Source organism: Rhizobium sp. SEMIA 4085, assembly GCF_013004495.1.
GTDB lineage: Bacteria > Pseudomonadota > Alphaproteobacteria > Rhizobiales > Rhizobiaceae > Rhizobium > Rhizobium gallicum.
This window is the reverse complement of the sequence record NZ_JABEPH010000099.1, coordinates 1-17,099: the sequence shown is the minus strand read 5'-3', so window position 1 is coordinate 17,099 and position 17,099 is coordinate 1. Positions and strand designations below refer to the sequence as shown.

Below are 17,099 nucleotides of genomic sequence, written 5' to 3'. Positions count from 1 at the left end.
AGCTTCGGCATCGCGGACCGCCTTTTCGATGAAACGGAAAGCCGCATCACCGGCGACCGGCGACAACTGGCCCCATGGCAGCGGTGCACCTTCGATCGGCAGATCAACGACATAGGGCGCAAGATCGATATCGACGTTCAGCGCCTTGCGGGCCGCTTCCAGCGTCGGCAGGTTGCCGTAGATGCGGGTGGCGGCACGGTCCGCGTCGCCCATTTCGGCCAGCGCCCGCACCGTGATTTCTGGTCCGACGCCGCACGGGTCGCCCATGGTGATGCCGATGATATTGCTCATGATTATTCTCCGGCTACTGCACTGGCCCAGCCTGGCGCCAGACGAACGTATTTGATGGCGCGCCTGTAGTATGTATAGGCGATGTGAAGACTGCCGTCGGTTCCCTCGAGCAGCCACGGATAGGACATTTCCTTGTTGTGACCGTCGATCGAATTGTTCGACAGGCAGGTGCCCAGACCTTCCTCGATGATGATTCGTTGCGAAAAACTCTTTGCCCCGTCATCGGAAATGCAGACGCTGACCGGTGCGCGCGGCACGCCCCAGATCGGCACGCAGCCGCCATCCGGGTTAGCATCCGGCCGGTCGTCGTGCTCGCCCAGCTCGTCGTAAAGCGAGGCGCGGCGATCTGTGGACATGTCCGCATTGATCGGGTTGCAGATCATTGCGATGCGGCCATCTTTCAGGCGGATCGCGGCGATCGACGAATTGTTGTTGGGCACGTCGGTCGCCTGCGGCACAGACCACGTACGCCCGCCATCGGCGCTCTCGGTACGATAGACAAAATCCGCCTGCCTGCGACGGAACACGGCGGCAAATTTTCCGTCGCCAATGGACACCGGACTCATGTGTACGCAGCCGATCGAGTGCTCAAGATCTTCCAGACGCCAGGTCTTGCCGCCATCTTCGGAAACGCCGACGGCGGCGTGGTCATGGCTGCCGTTCCACTTCTGGTCCGGCCGCTGGATGCAGCGAAAGATCGGCAGAAGCCAAGCGCCATCGTCGCGAATCGTCAGCGGTGCGCGAACGAAACAGCCCCGCGGAAGGTCGAGGTAACGCCCTTCGCCCGCTGTCAGCTTTGTCTGATCGGAGGCATCGCGCGTTACCTCAGCCATTCGGATGCGGCATTCGTCCTGATTGCCGGAAGGTTGCGAGGTATGGAACAGAAACAGGCCGCCACCGGGGGCCGCAAACAGAACCGGGTTTTGCTCGGAATGGTCAGGATCGAAACTCAGCCGCTGCGGTTCACCCCATCTATCTGACCCCGCCGCCAGAACCGAAGCAAAGATCGAGATATCCGACTTTCCTTCCAATGTGCCGCCGAACCAAGCACAGATCAGGGAGCCATCCACCGCGAGGTGCAGGAAGGATGCGTGGTTCTGGATCATCGGTGAGGTCAGCATGGCCTCGTGTCGTCCGTTTCCGGCGGCTTTCACTGTGCCGGTCATGACGGTGGCAATCTGTTCAGGCGTCATCGGGGTCTCCTCTTAACACCATGAAAATCACCAAAATAGAAAAGTTGTCAAGTTTGAAAAACTCACACATTTGCCGTTGACGATCCGAATTATCGACACATGTATTTGAAATTAATTAGTTTTCTGTGGGCCAATTTTGTACAAAATGATAGTTCCGAATATTTAATTTGACAAACTTGCCCAGAAATCCGATGGTCTGCGCCAGCTCGCTCATGGCGACGAAAAGGACGGAGGCATCCCGACCGACGCACAGGGGCCTCAAGGAGGAATGACTTTAGGCCGCACAGCTAAAAGGCCATTGACGAGATGAACAGCAAGCGGTGCGATCTGCACCCAAAGGGAGGAGAATGACATGAAAACCTCGCACCTATTTGGAGCCATTCTGGGCTCTGTCCTCGCACTCGGTACCGGCATCGCTCCGGCACAGGCCGCGTCGAGCGAAATCAAGATCGTTTTGCCGGAAGAAGCCGACTTGCTCGAGCCCTGCATGGCGACGCGCTCCAATATCGGCCGCGTCATCATGGAGAATGTCAGTGAAACGCTGACCGAGCTCGATGTGCGCGGTAAACAGGGCGTCATGCCCCGCCTCGCTGAAAAATGGGAACAGACCGGCGATGGCGCCTGGCGTTTCCAGTTGCGTCAGGGCGTAAAATTCTCCGACGGTAAGGCCTTTGGCGCCAAAGATGTCAAATACAGCTTCGATCGCATTTTCAGCGACAAGAACGTCTGCGAATCCCGCCGTTATTTCGGCGGCATGAAGTTCGACGTGAAGGTCGTCGACGACAACACCATCGATTTCAAGGTCGAGCCGATTCAGCCGATCCTGCCGCTGTTGCTGTCGCTCGTCACCATCGTTCCGGAAGGCACGCCGCTGGAGTTCGTCCGCGAGCCGGTCGGCACCGGCCCCTACAAGCTGTCCAACTGGACGCCTGGCCAGCAGATCGTTCTCGACGCGCGCGACGACTATTGGGGCAAGAAGCCCGCCGTCACCAAGGCCACCTATCTCTTCCGTGCCGATCCGGCCGTCCGCGCCGCCATGGTTCAGGCTGGTGAAGCCGATCTCGCTCCGTCGATCTCGCAGGTCGAAGCCACCAACGACAAGACCGACTTCTCCTATCTCGACAGCGAAACGGTGTATCTGCGCATCGATGGCAACATCGCGCCGCTCAATGATATCCGTGTCCGCAAGGCGCTGAACCTCGCCATCGACCGTCAGGCCTTCATCGGCACGCTCGTGCCACAGGACGCGGTCCTGGCAACGGCTCTGGTGCCGCCGACGACGCTCGGCTGGAACCCGGACGTAAAGGTTTTCCCCTACGAACCGGATCAGGCCAAGAAACTGCTTGAAGAAGCAAAGGCTGACGGCGTTGCGGTCGATACCCCGATCACTGTTGTCGCCCGCACGGCAAACTTCCCGAACGTGACGGAAATTATGGAAGCCATCCAGACACAGTTGCAGGACGTCGGCTTCAAGATCGACCTGCGCTTCGTCGAGGTGGCCGAGCATGAGGTCTATTACTCGAAGCCGTTCAAGGAAGGTCGTGGTCCGCAGATCGTTGCCGCCATGCACGACAATTCCAAGGGTGACCCGTCCTTCACCATGTTCTTCAAGTACCACTCGAAGGGCACCCAGTCGGGTTACTCCGATCCGAAGGTCGATGATCTCATCGCCCGCGCTTCGGCCGCCACCGGTGATGAACGTGCAAAGCTATGGTCGGAATTGATCGCCTATGTCCACGACGATCTCGTCGCCGATGTGCTGCTCTTCCACATGGTCGGTTATTCCCGCGTGTCCGAACGTCTGGACTTCAAGCCCAGTATCGCCACGAACTCGATGCTGCAGCTCTCCGAGATTGGCATCAAGAACTAACCCCGGACCATAATCTGAAGGGCGACCCAACCGCCCCAATCGAAGCAAAATGGGCGGCGGTCCTGCCGGCGTCCATTCCAGCAAGATCGAGGTCACCATGCTCACTTTCATTCGCAAGCGCGCCTTCGCCAGCCTCATCTCGCTCGTCGGCCTGCTGGTCATGGTCTTCTTCCTGTCGCGCCTGACAGGCGACCCGGCTTCCCTGTTCCTCCCCGTCGAAGCATCCGCCGAAATGAAGGCCGAGTTCCGTGCACTGCACGGCCTCGACCAGCCGCTTCTCGTGCAGTTCGGCCAGTATGTCGGCAATGTGGTGACCGGCGACCTCGGCGAAAGCCTGCGCAAAGCCCGCCCGGCACTTGATGTCGTTCTCGAAGCCTTCATCTGGACGCTGTGGCTCGCCATCATCACCATGACGCTGGTCACCGTCGCGGCTATCGTCGTCGGCTCGCTTGCCGCCTTCCGCACCGGCGGTTTCTTCGACCGGTTTTCCTCGATAGTGTCGCTGATCGGCGCTTCCGTCCCTGATTTCTGGCTCGCCATCGTCGCGATCGTGGTCTTTGCCATCCAGCTGTCCTGGTTGCCGACATCTGGCACAGGTACGCTGTCGCATTGGATCCTGCCGATCTGCGTGCTGTTCGTACGTCCCTTCGGCATCATCGTTCAGGTGGTGCGCGGCTCAATGATTTCGGCGCTCTCTTCCGCTTACGTGAAGACGGCCCGCGCCAAGGGCGTCAAATCCGGGCCGATCATCTTTGTCCACGCACTGCGCAACGCCATGCTGCCGGTCATCACCGTCATCGGCGACCAGGCCGCCAGCCTCTTGAACGGCGCAGTCGTCATCGAGACCATCTTTGGTTTCCCCGGCGTCGGCAAATTGATGATCGACAGCATCTTGCAGCGTGACTTCAACGTCGTGCTGGCGGCGATCCTCGTCACAGCTTTCGCCATTTTCCTCATGAACCTCGTGATCGATCTCGCCTACGCTCTGCTCGATCCGCGCATCCGCTACTGAGGGTCTACATGACCATGGCCATCCCATCTCACACGACCGACAACACCGTCGCCGCCGAGCCAAGCGCCTTCGTACGCATGGCGCGCATGCTATGGGCGGACAAGTTCGCGCTCTGCGCCGCCATCTTCCTTATCTTCGTCATTGTCATGGCGATCATCGGCCCGACCATTCTCCATGATCTCGCCACCAAGCAGAACCTGCGCGGCCGTAACCTCGCCCCATTCGACTTCAGCCGCGAATGGTTCATGTGGCTCGGCGCCGATGCGCTGGGCCGCCCGCTCTGGCCACGCATCATCGTCGCCACTCAGAACACCATCATGGTCGCTGCCGGCGCCGTGCTGATCTCGTCTGTCGTCGGCACGCTGCTCGGCCTGATCGCCGGCTTCGCGTCGGAGCGAACCAGTCAGATCATCATGCGTCTTGCCGACGTCATCATGTCCTTCCCGTCGCTACTGGTCGCGGTGATCGTGCTCTATATTCTCGGCTCGTCCATCCTCAACCTGATGCTGGTCCTTTCGATCACCCGTATCCCGGTCTATCTGCGCACCACCCGAGCCGAGGTTCTGGAAATCAAGAGCCGCATGTTCGTGCAGGCCGCCCGTGTCATGGGCGCATCGTCCAAGCGCATTCTCTTCCGCCACATCCTGCCCGTTGTTTTCCCGACGCTGACGACGCTTGCCACGCTTGATTTCGCCTATGTCATGCTGGCGGAAAGCGCGCTTTCCTTCCTCGGCATCGGCATCCAGCCGCCGGAAATCACCTGGGGCTTGATGATCTCCCAGGGCCGCCAGTACCTCACCAATGCCTGGTGGCTATCGTTCTGGCCAGGTCTGGCGATCATTCTTACTACGCTCTCGCTCAACCTTCTGTCCAATTGGCTGCGTATTGCGCTCGACCCCGTCCAGCGCTGGCGTCTGGAAATGAAAGGACCGAAAAATGGCTGATCATCTTCTCGAAGTCCGCAACCTCTCCGTCGACTTCCACACCGTCACCGGCACCGTTCACGCCGTGCGCAACATCTCCTACTATCTCGACCGTGGCGAAACGCTTGCCATCCTCGGCGAGAGCGGTTCGGGCAAATCGGTATCGTCATCGGCGATCATGAACTTGATCGACATGCCGCCGGGCAAGATCACATCCGGCGAGATTCTTCTCGACGGCAAAGATCTGCTGAAAATGTCGGCCGAAGCCCGCCGCGAGGTGAACGGCCGCCGCATCGCCATGATCTTTCAGGACCCGCTCAGCCACCTCAACCCGGTCTATACGGTCGGCTGGCAGATGCGCGAGGCGCTGAAGACCCACGGCATCAGCACTAAGCAGGCACAGGCCGAAGCGCTGCGCCTTTTCAAGCGCGTTGCGCTGCCGGACCCCGAACGGGCGCTCGACAAATACCCGCACGAGTTTTCCGGCGGTCAGCGCCAACGCGTCATGATCGCTATGGCGCTGGCGCTGAAACCCGACCTGCTGATTGCAGACGAGCCGACCACCGCACTCGATGTAACCGTGCAGGCGGAAGTGCTAGCGCTTCTGAAGGAACTGCAGCGCGAAACAGGAATGGGCGTTCTCATCATCACCCACGATCTCGGCGTTGTCTCGGAAGTCGCAGATCGCGTCGTCGTCATGGAAAAGGGCCAGTTGGTCGAAAGCGGCACGGTGCGCGACGTCTACCGCAACCCGCAGCACGCCTATACGAAAAAGCTGATCGCCGCCGCCCCCGGGAAGGGCGAAATGCACGAGCCGGAAGCACAAGGCGAACCGATCCTCAGCGTCAAGGACGCCCGCAAGTCTTACGGCGACTTCGAGGCGCTTAAGGGCGTTTCCTTCGACCTCAAGCAGGGTGAAACCGTCGCCGTTGTCGGCGAAAGTGGCTCGGGAAAATCGACGCTTGCCCGCATCCTTTTGCGCCTGGAGGAGCCGGATGGCGGCACCGCTTATTGGAAGGGAAAAGACCTTTTCACCATGTCGCCGGGTGACTTATTCAAGCTGCGCCGCGACCTGCAGATGGTGTTTCAGGACCCCACCCAGTCGCTCAACCCGCGCATGACGGTCTATCAGCTGATTTCCGAGGCCTGGGTCATCCACCCGGAAATCATGCCCAAGGACAAATGGCGCGAACGCGTTGGCGAACTGCTCGGTCAGGTCGGCCTCTCTCCGGAGCACGTGGGGCGTTACCCGCACCAGTTCTCCGGCGGCCCGCGCCAGCGTATCGCCATCGCCCGCGCACTAGCGCTCGAACCGCAGTTGATCGTCTGCGACGAGGCCGTGTCAGCGCTCGACGTGTCGGTACAGGCGCAGGTGATCACGCTTCTCGACAAGCTGCGCAAGGAGATGGGCATCGCCTTCATCTTCATTGCTCACGACTTGCCGCTGGTGCGCGATTTCGCCGATTACGTGATGGTCATGCAGAAGGGCGAGGTCGTCGAGCTTGGCACCGTCGCGCAAGTCTTCGACAACCCGCAAAAGCCCTATACGCAGGCGCTTCTCGCTGCCAGCCTCGATCCCGACCCGGACGTGCAGGCCGCAAGCCGCAACGCCCGCCTCGCAAGCGTTTCCTGATATTGATACCGGGGTAGAATGATGACCAAGAAAGCTTTCGTCGCAATAGTGACATGCTTCAACGACGACGAGACCATCAATTACGAAGCCACCCGCGCCCAGGTGCGCCGGCAGGTCGCGGCCGGCAACAACATCATGTGCGCCGGGACCAATGGTGACTTTTCCGCACTCACCCACGGCGAAAAGGTCAAGCTGCTGGAGGAAGTGGTCGATGAAGTCGGCGGTAAGGTCGATGTCATCGTCAATGCCGGTATGCCCGCCACGTTCGAAACCCTGCAGCTGGCGAAAGAATTCGACCGCATCGGTGTCAGCGGCATCGCCGTCATCACCCCCTTCTTTATCGCCTGCGCGCAGGATGGCTTGATCCGCCACTTCTCGACGGTGGCAGACGCCGTCAACACACCGGTCTATCTTTACGACATCCCGGCCCGCACCCAGAATCACATCGAGCCGGAAACTGCCCGCAAGCTGGCCACCCACGGCAACATCGCCGGCATCAAGGATTCCGGCGGCGCGCAGGAAACCTTGGCTGCCTATCTTCAGGTCTCCAAGGAAGTCGAAGGTTTCGAAGTCTATTCCGGTCCCGACCACTTGGTCCTGTGGTCGCTGCAGAATGGTGCTGCCGGCTGCATTTCCGGTCTCGGGAACGCCATGCCGGACGTCTTGGCCGGCATCGTCGGTGGCTTCAACTCGGGCGATATCGCAGAAGCCGAACGTCAGCAGGAAATCTACACCGCCTTCCGCACAGACCTCTACGCCCACGGTTTCCCGCCGGCCATGGTCAAGCGTGCGCTCTACCTGCAGGATTCCTCTGTCGGCGCCAGCCGCCAGCCGGCCTTGCTTGCCGATGCCGAACAGGACAAGAAGATTGTCGAAATACTGAAGAAGTATGATCTACTATCGGGTCAACGTGGATAAAATCGTTGCTGCATCAATGCCGCTAAGCCGCCGAATGTAAGGAGACCCCTTCTTATTAACGCACTGATCCTCCAAAAACGGATCGCTTTTTTGATTGGAGTTTTGCGCGCTAGATTGCCGGCTGGGAACAGGAGCGGAAGCGATGAGAACATCGAATTTTTCGGACCCCCAGAAGGCTTTCATTCTCAAGCAGGGGGTGATCACGGCGTGCCGGTGGCGGAGATTTGCCCGCAAGGCAGGGATCCAGCCAGGGCTGCGATGGACAGGAAGCCCTGTGGCATCTGCAACCGTCTTTCGCCAAAGCAGACTCAAGCGGCACCGCCGGTACATTCTATTTTCAAGTGCGACATGCCAAAATCTCCAAGGTGAAACCATTGAAATCATTGGCATGTCGCACTTGGCGTAGATTCTCCAAGTGTCTGAAGATGCATTAAGTCTGGCGTGGTCAGAGCGCCGTGCCTTCGGGATCAGGCCGATCTCAATCCGCACGGTCATCGTTGTTCCGCGGACAAGAGTGGCGGGAGCGCTGAGATAGGCGTCCAGATTCTGTTCGGTCCAGACGATCTGCGACTGGACGAGCGCCTTAATAGCGCGCGCCCTCGACGGACCCGGCCTTTCGTCCGACGACGCCCGCGAGCGAGGGGCCGATCTTCTCCTGGCCGTTCACCGAATGACAGGCGCTGCAGCGGGCAAAGAGCTTTTCTCCCCGGCTCGCGTCGCCATCCGCGGCAGCGCCGGAAGGACAGAGTGCTAGGCCGGCGAGCATGAAGACTGCTGCAGTTTTCATTACCTTCATGGCGGGATTGAACCTTTCGTTTGGATTCCGGATCGAGCGACACGTACAGCCAGGCCCTCGGTCATTGCTGCTGTGTCCAAGCGCCGAAACTGCATAGCGCTCGGTCTCTGCGAGGCGTTAGCTCGTTCCTGTTGAATTCTTGCCTGATACTCTGGAAATCAAATTAATGTGATAATGCTGGTGTACTCCCTTCGTATAGAAGATAGTCGGGAAACCAGTTCGATGGAGAGCATTTTTGGCCCACGCGGAGAGTTTTCAGGATCAAACGGCTGGCATTCGTTCGCGGATTCTCGACGTGCTGGCGCAATTGCCGTGGGATGGCATCAATTTCAAGCACGAGATACCGGGCCTGTCGCTCTATCGCGTCGTCGAGCCTGCCGGACCCTTCTTCACATTGTATCAACCCAGTCTCTCGGTGATCATCAGCGGGAGCAAGCGCGTCCGTGTCGGGGACGAAACACTTGTCTATGATGCGTCACACTTCTTCCTCACGACCATCGGCCTGCCGATGACCGGCCAAATCTGTGAGGCGAGCAAGGTGGAGCCTTATGTGGCTGGCCAGTTGCGCCTGGATCTCGAGGCGCTTCGGCGTCTGATTGCCAACCACGATCTGCATCCGACGGATACATCCGACCGCGACCGCGGCGTCGTCGTGGGTACGGTTACGCCGGAACTTTACGACGCCTTCGGGCGATTGATTTCGCTGGCAAATTCGACTGACGATATTCCGTTCATGGCGAACCATATTCAGAACGAAATCTACTACCGACTCCTCACAGGTGAACATGGTGCGCGCCTGCGCCGCTTTGCGCTCGCCGGAACGAATAGCAACCGCGTGGCAAAAGCGGTTGCCTGGCTGAAGGAGAACTATGCCATGCCTCTTCGCGTCGAGGCGTTGGCGGACATGGCAAACATGGGCGTTTCGACGCTGCATCATCATTTCCGGGCCATGACCGCCATGAGCCCGCTGCAATTCCAGAAGCATCTGCGGCTTCACCATGCGCGGGAACTGATGCTGTCTGGCTCGCTGGATGCGGCGACCGCGGCGCTCAAGGTTGGCTATGAGAGCCCGACGCAGTTCAGCCGGGAGTATCGCCGCATGTTCGGTCATCCTCCTCTGCGCGACGTCAGGGCCATCCTCAATGCCGGCGATTCAGCCAGCCGCAGCTCCGTCGGCTAGCGCCATCACCGGCCTTTATGGCCGGTCTCGGTCCGTCCGAAAATTCAATCCTGCAAATGGCAGAAATAATCTATGCGACAGGATCGGGCAATAATCCGACAGGATCGACTCTATCAGGCTTCAATATCGTCTTATAAGCTTGCCCGGCAGATGACGATCGTCAGGGAAGCGCGGACCGGTATGGCCGGGGCCGGCGCTCCGTGATGGCGCGTCATAACGCGAGGAGAACATCATGGTGACTTTGACGATCAACGGCAACGAACATCAGGTCGAGGCCGAGGCGGATATGCCGCTTCTCTGGGCAATCCGCGATCTCGTCGGGCTGACAGGGACGAAATTCGGTTGCGGCATGGCGCAATGCGGCGCCTGCACCGTCCTGCTGGACGGCGCGGCAGTGCGTTCCTGTCAAACATTCGTCGGCGACATTGGCGACGCGAAAGTGACGACCATCGAGGGGCTTTCGGGCAAGGTGGCACAAACCGTGCAGACGGTCTGGGCCGATCTCGATGTGCCGCAATGCGGCTACTGTCAGTCCGGGCAGATCATATCGGCGACCGATCTGCTGACGAACAATCCAAAGCCCACCGACGACGATATCGACGCCGCGATGACGGGAAATCTCTGTCGTTGCGCCACCTATCACCGAATCCGTGCCGGGATTCATGAAGCTGCCAAGCGTTTGGAGGTCTGAGCGATGATCCCGAAACTGATGCAATCCCTGGTGCTGCCCGTGGCAAAGACGCAGGCATCCCGCCGGCAGTTCATGCTTGGCGCGCTCGCGGCCGGTGGCGGTGTTGCCGTCGGCTACCATATTCTGGCTTCGTCGCCTGCCGCCGCGAGCGAAACTGCGGCGGATGCAAACAAGGCGGCTGCCTTCACCCCTTATCTGACGATCGACGGCGACGGCAGGGTCATGGTTCTGTCGTCCCAGTTCGAAATGGGACAGGGTTCCTATAACGGTCTTGCAACGCTCGTTGCGGAAGAACTCGACGCCGATTGGTCGTCCATCGATGTCCAGGGCGTCGCCGGCAATGTGAAGGCCTATGGCAACGTCGCCTTTGGCGGCGCCATTCAGGGAACGGGCGGGTCCACCTCGATGGTCACCTCCTGGGAACGCTATCGAAAAGCAGGCGCGGCGGCGCGCGCCATGCTGGTGGCCGCTGCGGCATCCGAATGGGGTGTGCAGCCGGCGGAGATCACCGTCGAAAACGGCGTGCTGGCACATCCGTCCGGCAAGACCGCCGGCTTCGGTGCGTTTGCCGCCAAGGCCGCGGCCATGCCCGTGCCGGCTGATGTGAAACTCAAGCAGCCGGCCGACTGGAAGCTGATCGGCAATGCCAAGCTGAAGCGGTTCGACAGTGCCCGCAAGACCAACGGAACCGAGCAGTACACGATCGACGTCAAGCTTCCCGGCATGCTGACGGCGGTGATGATCCATCCGCCCATGTTCGGTGCCAAGGTCAAGTCCTTCGATGCCGCCGCGGCGCGTGCCGTCAAGAGGGTCGTCGATGTGGTCGAGACGCCGCGCGGTATCGCCGTCGTCGCTGAGCATATGTGGGCGGCGATCAAGGGCCGCGAAGCCGTCAAGGTCGTATGGGACGAGACGGCGGCGGAAAAACGCGGCACGCCCGAACTCATGGCAATGTACAGGGATCTCGCGGGCAAGGCTCCCAAAGCGGTCGCCCGCAAGGACGGCGACCCCGACGCGGGCTTTGCGGCGGCGGCCAAGGTCATCGAGGCGACCTTCGAGTTCCCCTATCTGGCGCATTCGGCGATGGAACCGCTCAATGCAGTCGCCCGCAGGAATGACGACGGCACGCTGGAAATCTGGGGCGGGCATCAGTTCCCCGACGTCTATCAGATGCTGGCCGGCCAGATCGTCGGCATCACGCCAGACAAGGTGCAACTGCATGTCATGAAGACGGGCGGCAGCTTCGGCCGACGCGCCGTGTTCGATGGCGATGTGGTCGTCGAGTCCGTCTATGTCGCCAAGGCTATCGGGTTCCGGGCGCCGGTGAAGGTGCAATGGACCCGCGAGGACGACATGCGCGCCGGCCGATATCGCCCATCCTATGTCCATACGCTCAAGGCCGGGATCGATGGTGACGGAAAGCTCGTGGCCTGGAGCAACCACATTGTCGGTCAGTCCATCATGGCAAAGACAATGTTCGAAGGCGCGATCCAGAACGGCGTCGACCCGACTTCGGTCGAAGGGGCGAACAACCTGCCGTATGCCATTCCCAACCAGGCGGTCGGACTGACGACAACCGACGTCGGTGTACCTGTCCTGTGGTGGCGTTCCGTGGGTTCGACGCATACGGCTTTTGCCGCCGAAACCTTCATCGACGAGGTCGCCGAAGCGGCAGGGCGTGATCCGATCGAATACCGCTTGTCGATGCTCGATCCGCAATCGCGCCACGCGGTCGTACTCAAGCTCGCAGCAGAAAAGGCCGAATGGACCAAACCGCTGCCGAAAGGCCGTTTCCGCGGCGTTTCGGTTGCGGAAAGCTTTGGGTCGGTGGTTGCGCAGATTGCGGAAGTTTCGACCGACGACAGTGGCGGCATCAAAGTCGAACGCGTTGTCGCCGCCGTAGATTGCGGCTTGGCCGTCAATCCGGCCCAGGTCCGCGCCCAGGTCGAAGGCGGTATCGGTTTTGGTCTCGGCGCCATTCTGGGCGAGGAAATCACCTTGACCTCAGGCAAGGTCGATCAGGGCAACTTCGATACGTACACGCCGCTCCGGATCGATGCGATGCCGGTGGTGGAGGTTCACATCCTTGCCTCTGCCAATCCGCCCTCGGGTATCGGTGAACCGGGCGTTCCGCCGATCGGCCCCGCGGTTGCCAACGCAATCTACAAGGCGCTGGGCAAGCGGATTCGCGCCATGCCCTTTGCCAAGACACTTAACGCATGATCGCACATCCCCGGCCCGGCTCGCTCGGCCGGGGATGTCGTTTCCAACCTCGATCTTCGGAGAAGAAGGGCCACAGAGCCGAGCCGGGTCCGCGGTTCTGATCTCATCCACGCGTTTTTCTACTCCACGGTAAGGTGTCGCCGGGTGCTATTTAAGAGTCGTTATCTTAGTGCCGTCGTTAATTAAGCGAAAGCACACTTGCTGCTGCAGGAGGTCAGAGCACGGCAACTGGGAGGCCTGGCTAGACTTTTTCCTTACCGGGGTGGCTGACACTGCCAATCAGGCGTTCGATGCAGCAACTCACATCGTGGACGTCTTCAAGGAGGATCGCGAGCGTATCACCACCGAGAGCGACCGGGCTGGTTCAGCGCTTCGCATCCACGACCTCTTTCAGCAGAATCCATTTCTAACAGCGAATCAACTTGTTCAGAGGGCTGGCCTTTCTGCACCGACGGTGAACGCAGCGCTCGCGGATCTCGAGCGCTCTGGCGTTGTTGAGGAGGTGACGGGCCGAAAACGCGGCCGGGTGTTCAGCTATCGGCGCTACCTCGCGATCCTTAGTGAGGGCACCGATCCATTGCCCTCGACTATCTTAAAGATCGCAACGGGAACCGCTCCGCGAGCTCTGTCAACCAAATCACAACTACGCGGCTTCCCACACTTGATTAAGGATTTTGGCTGCCAGGGCAGACTTGTCCTGCGGCAAAACCCCTGAAAATGGAATTTCGCACATATCAAAACACTGGACCCGAGTTCTTCGACACTTTCACGACTTGAAGTCATCAGGGCAATGTCATTCCCGCGCTCGCGCTGTGCTTAGAAGCGGTTCGATCGCATGAGCAAGGTAAGCGCTCATTTGACCGTCCGAGGCGTTCCTGTCCTATGTCACGCTGATCGCGCCCGGAGGAGGGTCGCCTGCCGGGGTTCGCGGAGATCTCCTCGTCCGCCTGGTTGTGACACCGACGTCTAGGAACGGCTCCTCAAGACCAAAGCGATCGTCGACATGACCCTTCGCGAGCATGCAGCTGCACGTGCCTGCTCGCAGTTGGCCGTCATGTCGTCGATGGCGGATGTAGTCTTGTATCGAGGGCGAAGGCCTCCTGGAACTTGAGCGCATACGCGCCTGCCGCAACGCTTGCCACGAAAATGAGATTCCAGCTGTGCGTCGATACCGCGCTCGGGATCGTGATAAAGCGATGCCGCCGAAGCAGATCGTCGCCGAAGGCTTGCTGACCAGCACTCGGGATACCCGGACGCAGCCAATTCGGATTGGGAACATTCGCAGGATCGACGACATGCACAGCGGCGATGTCGGTGATGACGGACGCCGTCAGCATATGGGGAACCATGTCGAGTGCGCGAAAACCCTTGTGAACGGCGACCTCGAGGATCGCCGTCGACGGGTCGATCGAACAGTAGACAGCTCGAACGCCTTTGCTGTTCCAGCGCCCCCCGACCCGGTAGGCGCCTTCGCCGCTATCCCATGTCGATGCAAAGCTTGCCTGATCAAGCCGCCAGGCAATCAACTCGGACCCGCCGAGCGCGATCGGCAGTGGCGTCATGCATAGACGCCGTATTCAAGCCGTTCGAGATAGTCCTCGACCAGTTCGACGCCGGCGGGCGTGCCGAGAAGATCGATCGGACGGCGTTGGTCGAGCCCAATCGCCGGACCCTCCAACCATTGTTCGGCCTCCGCCTGCGTTCCGAAGACATCCGTCGCCTTTGCCAGGATCTCGGCAAACTTCCAGGCCCGGCCGCTCTGCTCCTGGCTCAGCGGTTTGGAAGGCGCATCCTTGCGGCGCTGCCAGGTCCGCAGGCTCATGCCGACGGCCTTTTCCAGAGATTGGGTCTTGCCGATAAACACCAGCTGCCCAATCAGATGATCGACCGCAGACGTCGGCAGGCCATGCAGCAGGAGCTCATGCGCATCGAGCGCACTCGTGAGCCGGCGCGACAGGATACGGGCGCCACCAAGTAGCGCCGCAACCTTCTGCAGTTCCCCGGCTGTACCTTCAGGAAGGATATTTTCCGCCGCGACCACCATCGTGCATCTCCGTGTCATCTGTCGTTTTATATATGACAGTTGACGTTGCCTCCTTCAAGAGTGCAAGCCGTATGTCGTCTGCGCAGCGAATATGGTGAGGTGGTCGTGCCACGAAAACCTCTTTTCCCAACAACGCGGTGCTGGACGCGCATGGCTCTCAGCTGAAGGCCCGAGCCCGGACGACGAGCGAGGCCGAAGCACGCTTTGCTATCGCACTACCGTGGAAAGCTATCGACTGATCGAACCCTACGGACTTGATCCGCTTGAAAACATGCCTGATGGCGGCACGCTGCTGCATATGAAGGCGCGGACCCGCACATGATGGATCCAGCTCTCGACTGCCAAGCGTTCAGTTTCCGTCGGGTGCCGGATAATCGGGCTTGAAGTCAACCGACGAATGCCCGTTCGACAACATAAGTGGCCGGCGCATGGTTGGCGCCTTCGACGAGCCCGAAGGATTCGAGAACCGTCTTGCTGTCCTTCAGCATTTCCATCGAGCCGCAGATCATGGCGCGGTCCTGCGTCGGATCGAAGAGCGGCAGCCCGGTTTCGCGAAAGAAAACTCCGCTGCGGATGAGATCGGTGACACGGCCCATGCGGGGGAAGGCTTCGCGTGTCGTCGTCGTATGGAGGCGCAGTTTCTCGCTTGCTGCTTCTCCAATCAGCGGATCGTTTTTAAGTCCGTCTACCAGTTCGGTGATGTAGGTGAGTTCGGCGACTTCTCGGCAGGTCTGCACGAGGATTACTTCCTCGAACTTCTCATAGGTGTCTGGATCGCGGATAAGGCTCGCGAATGGCGCGACGCCTGTTCCGGTCGAGAAGAGGTAGAGCCGCTTGCCCGGCAGCAGGGCATCGAGCACCAGCGTACCAGTCGGTTTCCTGCGCATCAACACCGTGTCCCCGGGAATGATCTTCTGCAGGTTTTCGGTGAACTGCCCGCCCCGCACCTTGATCGAAAGGAATTCGATCTCCTCGTCCCAAGAGGGGCTGGCCATCGAATAGGCGCGGAATATCGGCTTTGGCGCATTTGGCAGGCCGATCATGACGAATTCGCCGGAGCGGAAGCGAAAGCTTGCGGGCCTGGTGATGCGGAAATGGAACAACCGATCGGTGTAGTGTTTCACCGCCGTCACCGTCTGAGCAAAGATGTCTGCCGGGGCTGGAGATTTCGGCCTGTCGGCGTCCTCATTCTCTCCTGCGCCGGTTTTGCCGGTCGATTGCGTGGTCATTCGGGTTTCCCGTTCCATCGACAATAATTTGTTTGTGTACGAATGAAATGGAAATCCGAAACGGCGCTTTTGTCAATAAAGGATTTGGGCTCGACAGAAATTTCCGGCAAAGTTAGCATTCGTATGCAAATTGGATCGCCGAACCGTGCCGCAGATAAATTTCGCCGGATCCGGCGTGCAACAATCAAGGAAGGGGACGAAAATGGCTGATGTAGCGGGCGGAAACGAAAAGGCTGGCAGGCTGGTCATCAAGAATATCGGCCTGATCCTTTCCGGCAAGATCGAGCAGCCGATCCTCGACGGGGACTGTATCGTTTGCGACGACGGAATTATCACCGCAGTAGGCTATGAGAAGGACATCGACACGGAAGGCGCCAAGACGATCGTCGACGCCAGGGCGACGACAGTCGCCCCCGGGCTGATCGACAGCCACGTCCACCCGGTGATCGGCGACTACACACCGCGCCAGCAGCAACTGAACTGGATCGACTCGACGCTCAACGGCGGTGTAACGACGATGATCTCGGCTGGCGAAGTGCACGCACCCGGCCGTCCGCGCGACATCGTCGGCCTCAAAGCGCATGCGATTGCCTCGCAGCGGTTCTACGAAAATTTCCGTCCCTCAGGGGTCAAGGTTCATGCCGGTGCGCCGGTCATCGAGACGGGCATGGTCGAACAGGATTTCAAGGATCTGGCGGAGGCCGGCGTCAAGCTGCTCGGCGAAGTCGGTCTCGGCAGCGTCAAGGACGCCGCCAATGCCAAGCAGATGGTGGCCTGGGCGCGCAAATACGGCATCCAGAGCACAATCCACACTGGCGGTCCTTCGATTCCCGGCTCGGGCCTGATCGACAAGGATGTGGTGCTGGAGGCGGATACCGATGTGGTCGGCCATCTGAACGGCGGGCATACGGCGCTGCCGGACGACCAGATCGTCTGCATCTGCGAGCGCTGCATGCGGGGTCTGGAGATCGTTCACAACGGAAACGAGCGTGCGGCGCTGCTGACGGTCAACACGGCGCGTGAACTCAAGAAGCTCGATCAGGTCATTCTCGGCACCGATGGACCGGCGGGTTCCGGCGTGCAGCCTCTCGGCATC

14 protein-coding genes and 2 pseudogenes are annotated in these 17,099 nt (G+C 59.9%); 10 read left to right on the top strand and 6 right to left on the bottom strand.

Going from position 1 to position 17,099, the window contains the following annotated elements; all coding sequences use genetic code 11:
* Positions 1 to 291: pseudogene (locus C9413_RS12605) on the bottom strand (4-hydroxythreonine-4-phosphate dehydrogenase PdxA); the annotation flags it as partial.
* A 2-nt stretch (positions 292 to 293) separates the two neighbouring features.
* Complete coding sequence (locus C9413_RS12600) at positions 294 to 1,484, bottom strand: exo-alpha-sialidase (RefSeq protein WP_040116288.1); 1,191 nt, start codon at positions 1,482 to 1,484, stop codon at positions 294 to 296.
* A 352-nt stretch (positions 1,485 to 1,836) separates the two neighbouring features.
* On the opposite strand from C9413_RS12600, the gene C9413_RS12595 reads away from it, so the two are divergent.
* The 5 genes from C9413_RS12595 (at position 1,837) to C9413_RS12575 (ending at position 7,840) form a co-directional block, all read left to right on the top strand.
* On the top strand, positions 1,837 to 3,354 hold the full coding sequence (locus C9413_RS12595; RefSeq protein ID WP_040116287.1) for an ABC transporter substrate-binding protein: 1,518 nt from the start codon (positions 1,837 to 1,839) through the stop codon (positions 3,352 to 3,354).
* A gap of 97 nt (positions 3,355 to 3,451) precedes the next feature.
* The gene (locus C9413_RS12590; RefSeq protein ID WP_040116732.1) at positions 3,452 to 4,366 is read left to right on the top strand and encodes an ABC transporter permease; all 915 of its coding nucleotides are present in this window, start codon (positions 3,452 to 3,454) and stop codon (positions 4,364 to 4,366) included.
* A gap of 8 nt (positions 4,367 to 4,374) precedes the next feature.
* Positions 4,375 to 5,310 carry an ABC transporter permease gene (locus tag C9413_RS12585; protein ID WP_040116286.1) on the top strand — a complete coding sequence of 312 codons (936 nt, stop codon included), beginning with the start codon at positions 4,375 to 4,377 and terminating at the stop codon, positions 5,308 to 5,310.
* On the top strand, positions 5,303 to 6,922 hold the full coding sequence (locus C9413_RS12580) for an ABC transporter ATP-binding protein (protein WP_170250509.1): 1,620 nt from the start codon (positions 5,303 to 5,305) through the stop codon (positions 6,920 to 6,922). The genes C9413_RS12585 and C9413_RS12580 overlap by 8 nt, the downstream gene beginning before the upstream one ends.
* Positions 6,923 to 6,943: 21 nt before the next feature.
* The gene (locus tag C9413_RS12575) at positions 6,944 to 7,840 is read left to right on the top strand and encodes a dihydrodipicolinate synthase family protein (protein ID WP_040116731.1); all 897 of its coding nucleotides are present in this window, start codon (positions 6,944 to 6,946) and stop codon (positions 7,838 to 7,840) included.
* Between the two features lie 583 nt (positions 7,841 to 8,423).
* Here the strand turns inward: C9413_RS12575 and C9413_RS12570 are convergent.
* Positions 8,424 to 8,636 carry a c-type cytochrome gene (locus C9413_RS12570; protein WP_052451893.1) on the bottom strand — a complete coding sequence of 71 codons (213 nt, stop codon included), beginning with the start codon at positions 8,634 to 8,636 and terminating at the stop codon, positions 8,424 to 8,426.
* Between the two features lie 235 nt (positions 8,637 to 8,871).
* Here C9413_RS12570 and C9413_RS12565 point away from each other — a divergent pair, with 235 nt between their 5' ends.
* From C9413_RS12565 to C9413_RS34445, 4 genes and pseudogenes are all read left to right on the top strand, one after another.
* Complete coding sequence (locus tag C9413_RS12565) at positions 8,872 to 9,816, top strand: AraC family transcriptional regulator (protein ID WP_040116284.1); 945 nt, start codon at positions 8,872 to 8,874, stop codon at positions 9,814 to 9,816.
* A gap of 232 nt (positions 9,817 to 10,048) precedes the next feature.
* A complete protein-coding gene (locus tag C9413_RS12560) occupies positions 10,049 to 10,507 on the top strand; it encodes a (2Fe-2S)-binding protein (RefSeq protein ID WP_040116283.1) in 459 nt (152 codons plus the stop codon).
* A 3-nt stretch (positions 10,508 to 10,510) separates the two neighbouring features.
* Positions 10,511 to 12,730, top strand: a complete 2,220-nt coding sequence (locus C9413_RS12555) for a xanthine dehydrogenase family protein molybdopterin-binding subunit (RefSeq protein WP_170250508.1) — start codon at positions 10,511 to 10,513, stop codon at positions 12,728 to 12,730.
* A 138-nt stretch (positions 12,731 to 12,868) separates the two neighbouring features.
* A pseudogene (locus C9413_RS34445) lies at positions 12,869 to 13,313 on the top strand (winged helix-turn-helix transcriptional regulator); the annotation flags it as partial.
* Between the two features lie 469 nt (positions 13,314 to 13,782).
* Here the strand turns inward: C9413_RS34445 and C9413_RS12545 are convergent.
* From C9413_RS12545 to C9413_RS12535, 3 genes are all read right to left on the bottom strand, one after another.
* Positions 13,783 to 14,292, bottom strand: coding sequence for an RES domain-containing protein (locus C9413_RS12545; protein ID WP_040116281.1), 510 nt, complete (start codon positions 14,290 to 14,292; stop codon positions 13,783 to 13,785).
* On the bottom strand, positions 14,289 to 14,774 hold the full coding sequence (locus C9413_RS12540; protein WP_040116280.1) for an antitoxin Xre/MbcA/ParS toxin-binding domain-containing protein: 486 nt from the start codon (positions 14,772 to 14,774) through the stop codon (positions 14,289 to 14,291). Before C9413_RS12540 ends, C9413_RS12545 begins: the two co-directional genes overlap by 4 nt.
* 386 nt (positions 14,775 to 15,160) lie before the next feature.
* Positions 15,161 to 16,003, bottom strand: coding sequence for a ferredoxin--NADP reductase (locus C9413_RS12535; protein WP_052451892.1), 843 nt, complete (start codon positions 16,001 to 16,003; stop codon positions 15,161 to 15,163).
* Positions 16,004 to 16,205: 202 nt separating this feature from the next.
* Between C9413_RS12535 and C9413_RS12530 the strand changes: the two genes are divergently transcribed.
* Positions 16,206 to 17,099: amidohydrolase family protein (locus C9413_RS12530; protein WP_170250507.1), on the top strand; the 894-nt coding region annotated here is incomplete at its 3' end.

Coding starts and splice junctions, on each gene's coding strand:
- C9413_RS12535 (WP_052451892.1), bottom strand. CDS start 16,003: ATGACCACGCAATCGACCGGCAAAACCGGCGCAGGAGAGAATGAGGAC.
- C9413_RS12545 (WP_040116281.1), bottom strand. CDS start 14,292: ATGACGCCACTGCCGATCGCGCTCGGCGGGTCCGAGTTGATTGCCTGG.
- C9413_RS12600 (WP_040116288.1), bottom strand. CDS start 1,484: ATGACGCCTGAACAGATTGCCACCGTCATGACCGGCACAGTGAAAGCC.
- C9413_RS12555 (WP_170250508.1), top strand. CDS start 10,511: ATGATCCCGAAACTGATGCAATCCCTGGTGCTGCCCGTGGCAAAGACG.
- C9413_RS12575 (WP_040116731.1), top strand. CDS start 6,944: ATGACCAAGAAAGCTTTCGTCGCAATAGTGACATGCTTCAACGACGAC.
- C9413_RS12590 (WP_040116732.1), top strand. CDS start 3,452: ATGCTCACTTTCATTCGCAAGCGCGCCTTCGCCAGCCTCATCTCGCTC.
- C9413_RS12595 (WP_040116287.1), top strand. CDS start 1,837: ATGAAAACCTCGCACCTATTTGGAGCCATTCTGGGCTCTGTCCTCGCA.
- C9413_RS12585 (WP_040116286.1), top strand. CDS start 4,375: ATGACCATGGCCATCCCATCTCACACGACCGACAACACCGTCGCCGCC.
- C9413_RS12540 (WP_040116280.1), bottom strand. CDS start 14,774: ATGGTGGTCGCGGCGGAAAATATCCTTCCTGAAGGTACAGCCGGGGAA.
- C9413_RS12580 (WP_170250509.1), top strand. CDS start 5,303: ATGGCTGATCATCTTCTCGAAGTCCGCAACCTCTCCGTCGACTTCCAC.
- C9413_RS12560 (WP_040116283.1), top strand. CDS start 10,049: ATGGTGACTTTGACGATCAACGGCAACGAACATCAGGTCGAGGCCGAG.
- C9413_RS12570 (WP_052451893.1), bottom strand. CDS start 8,636: ATGAAGGTAATGAAAACTGCAGCAGTCTTCATGCTCGCCGGCCTAGCA.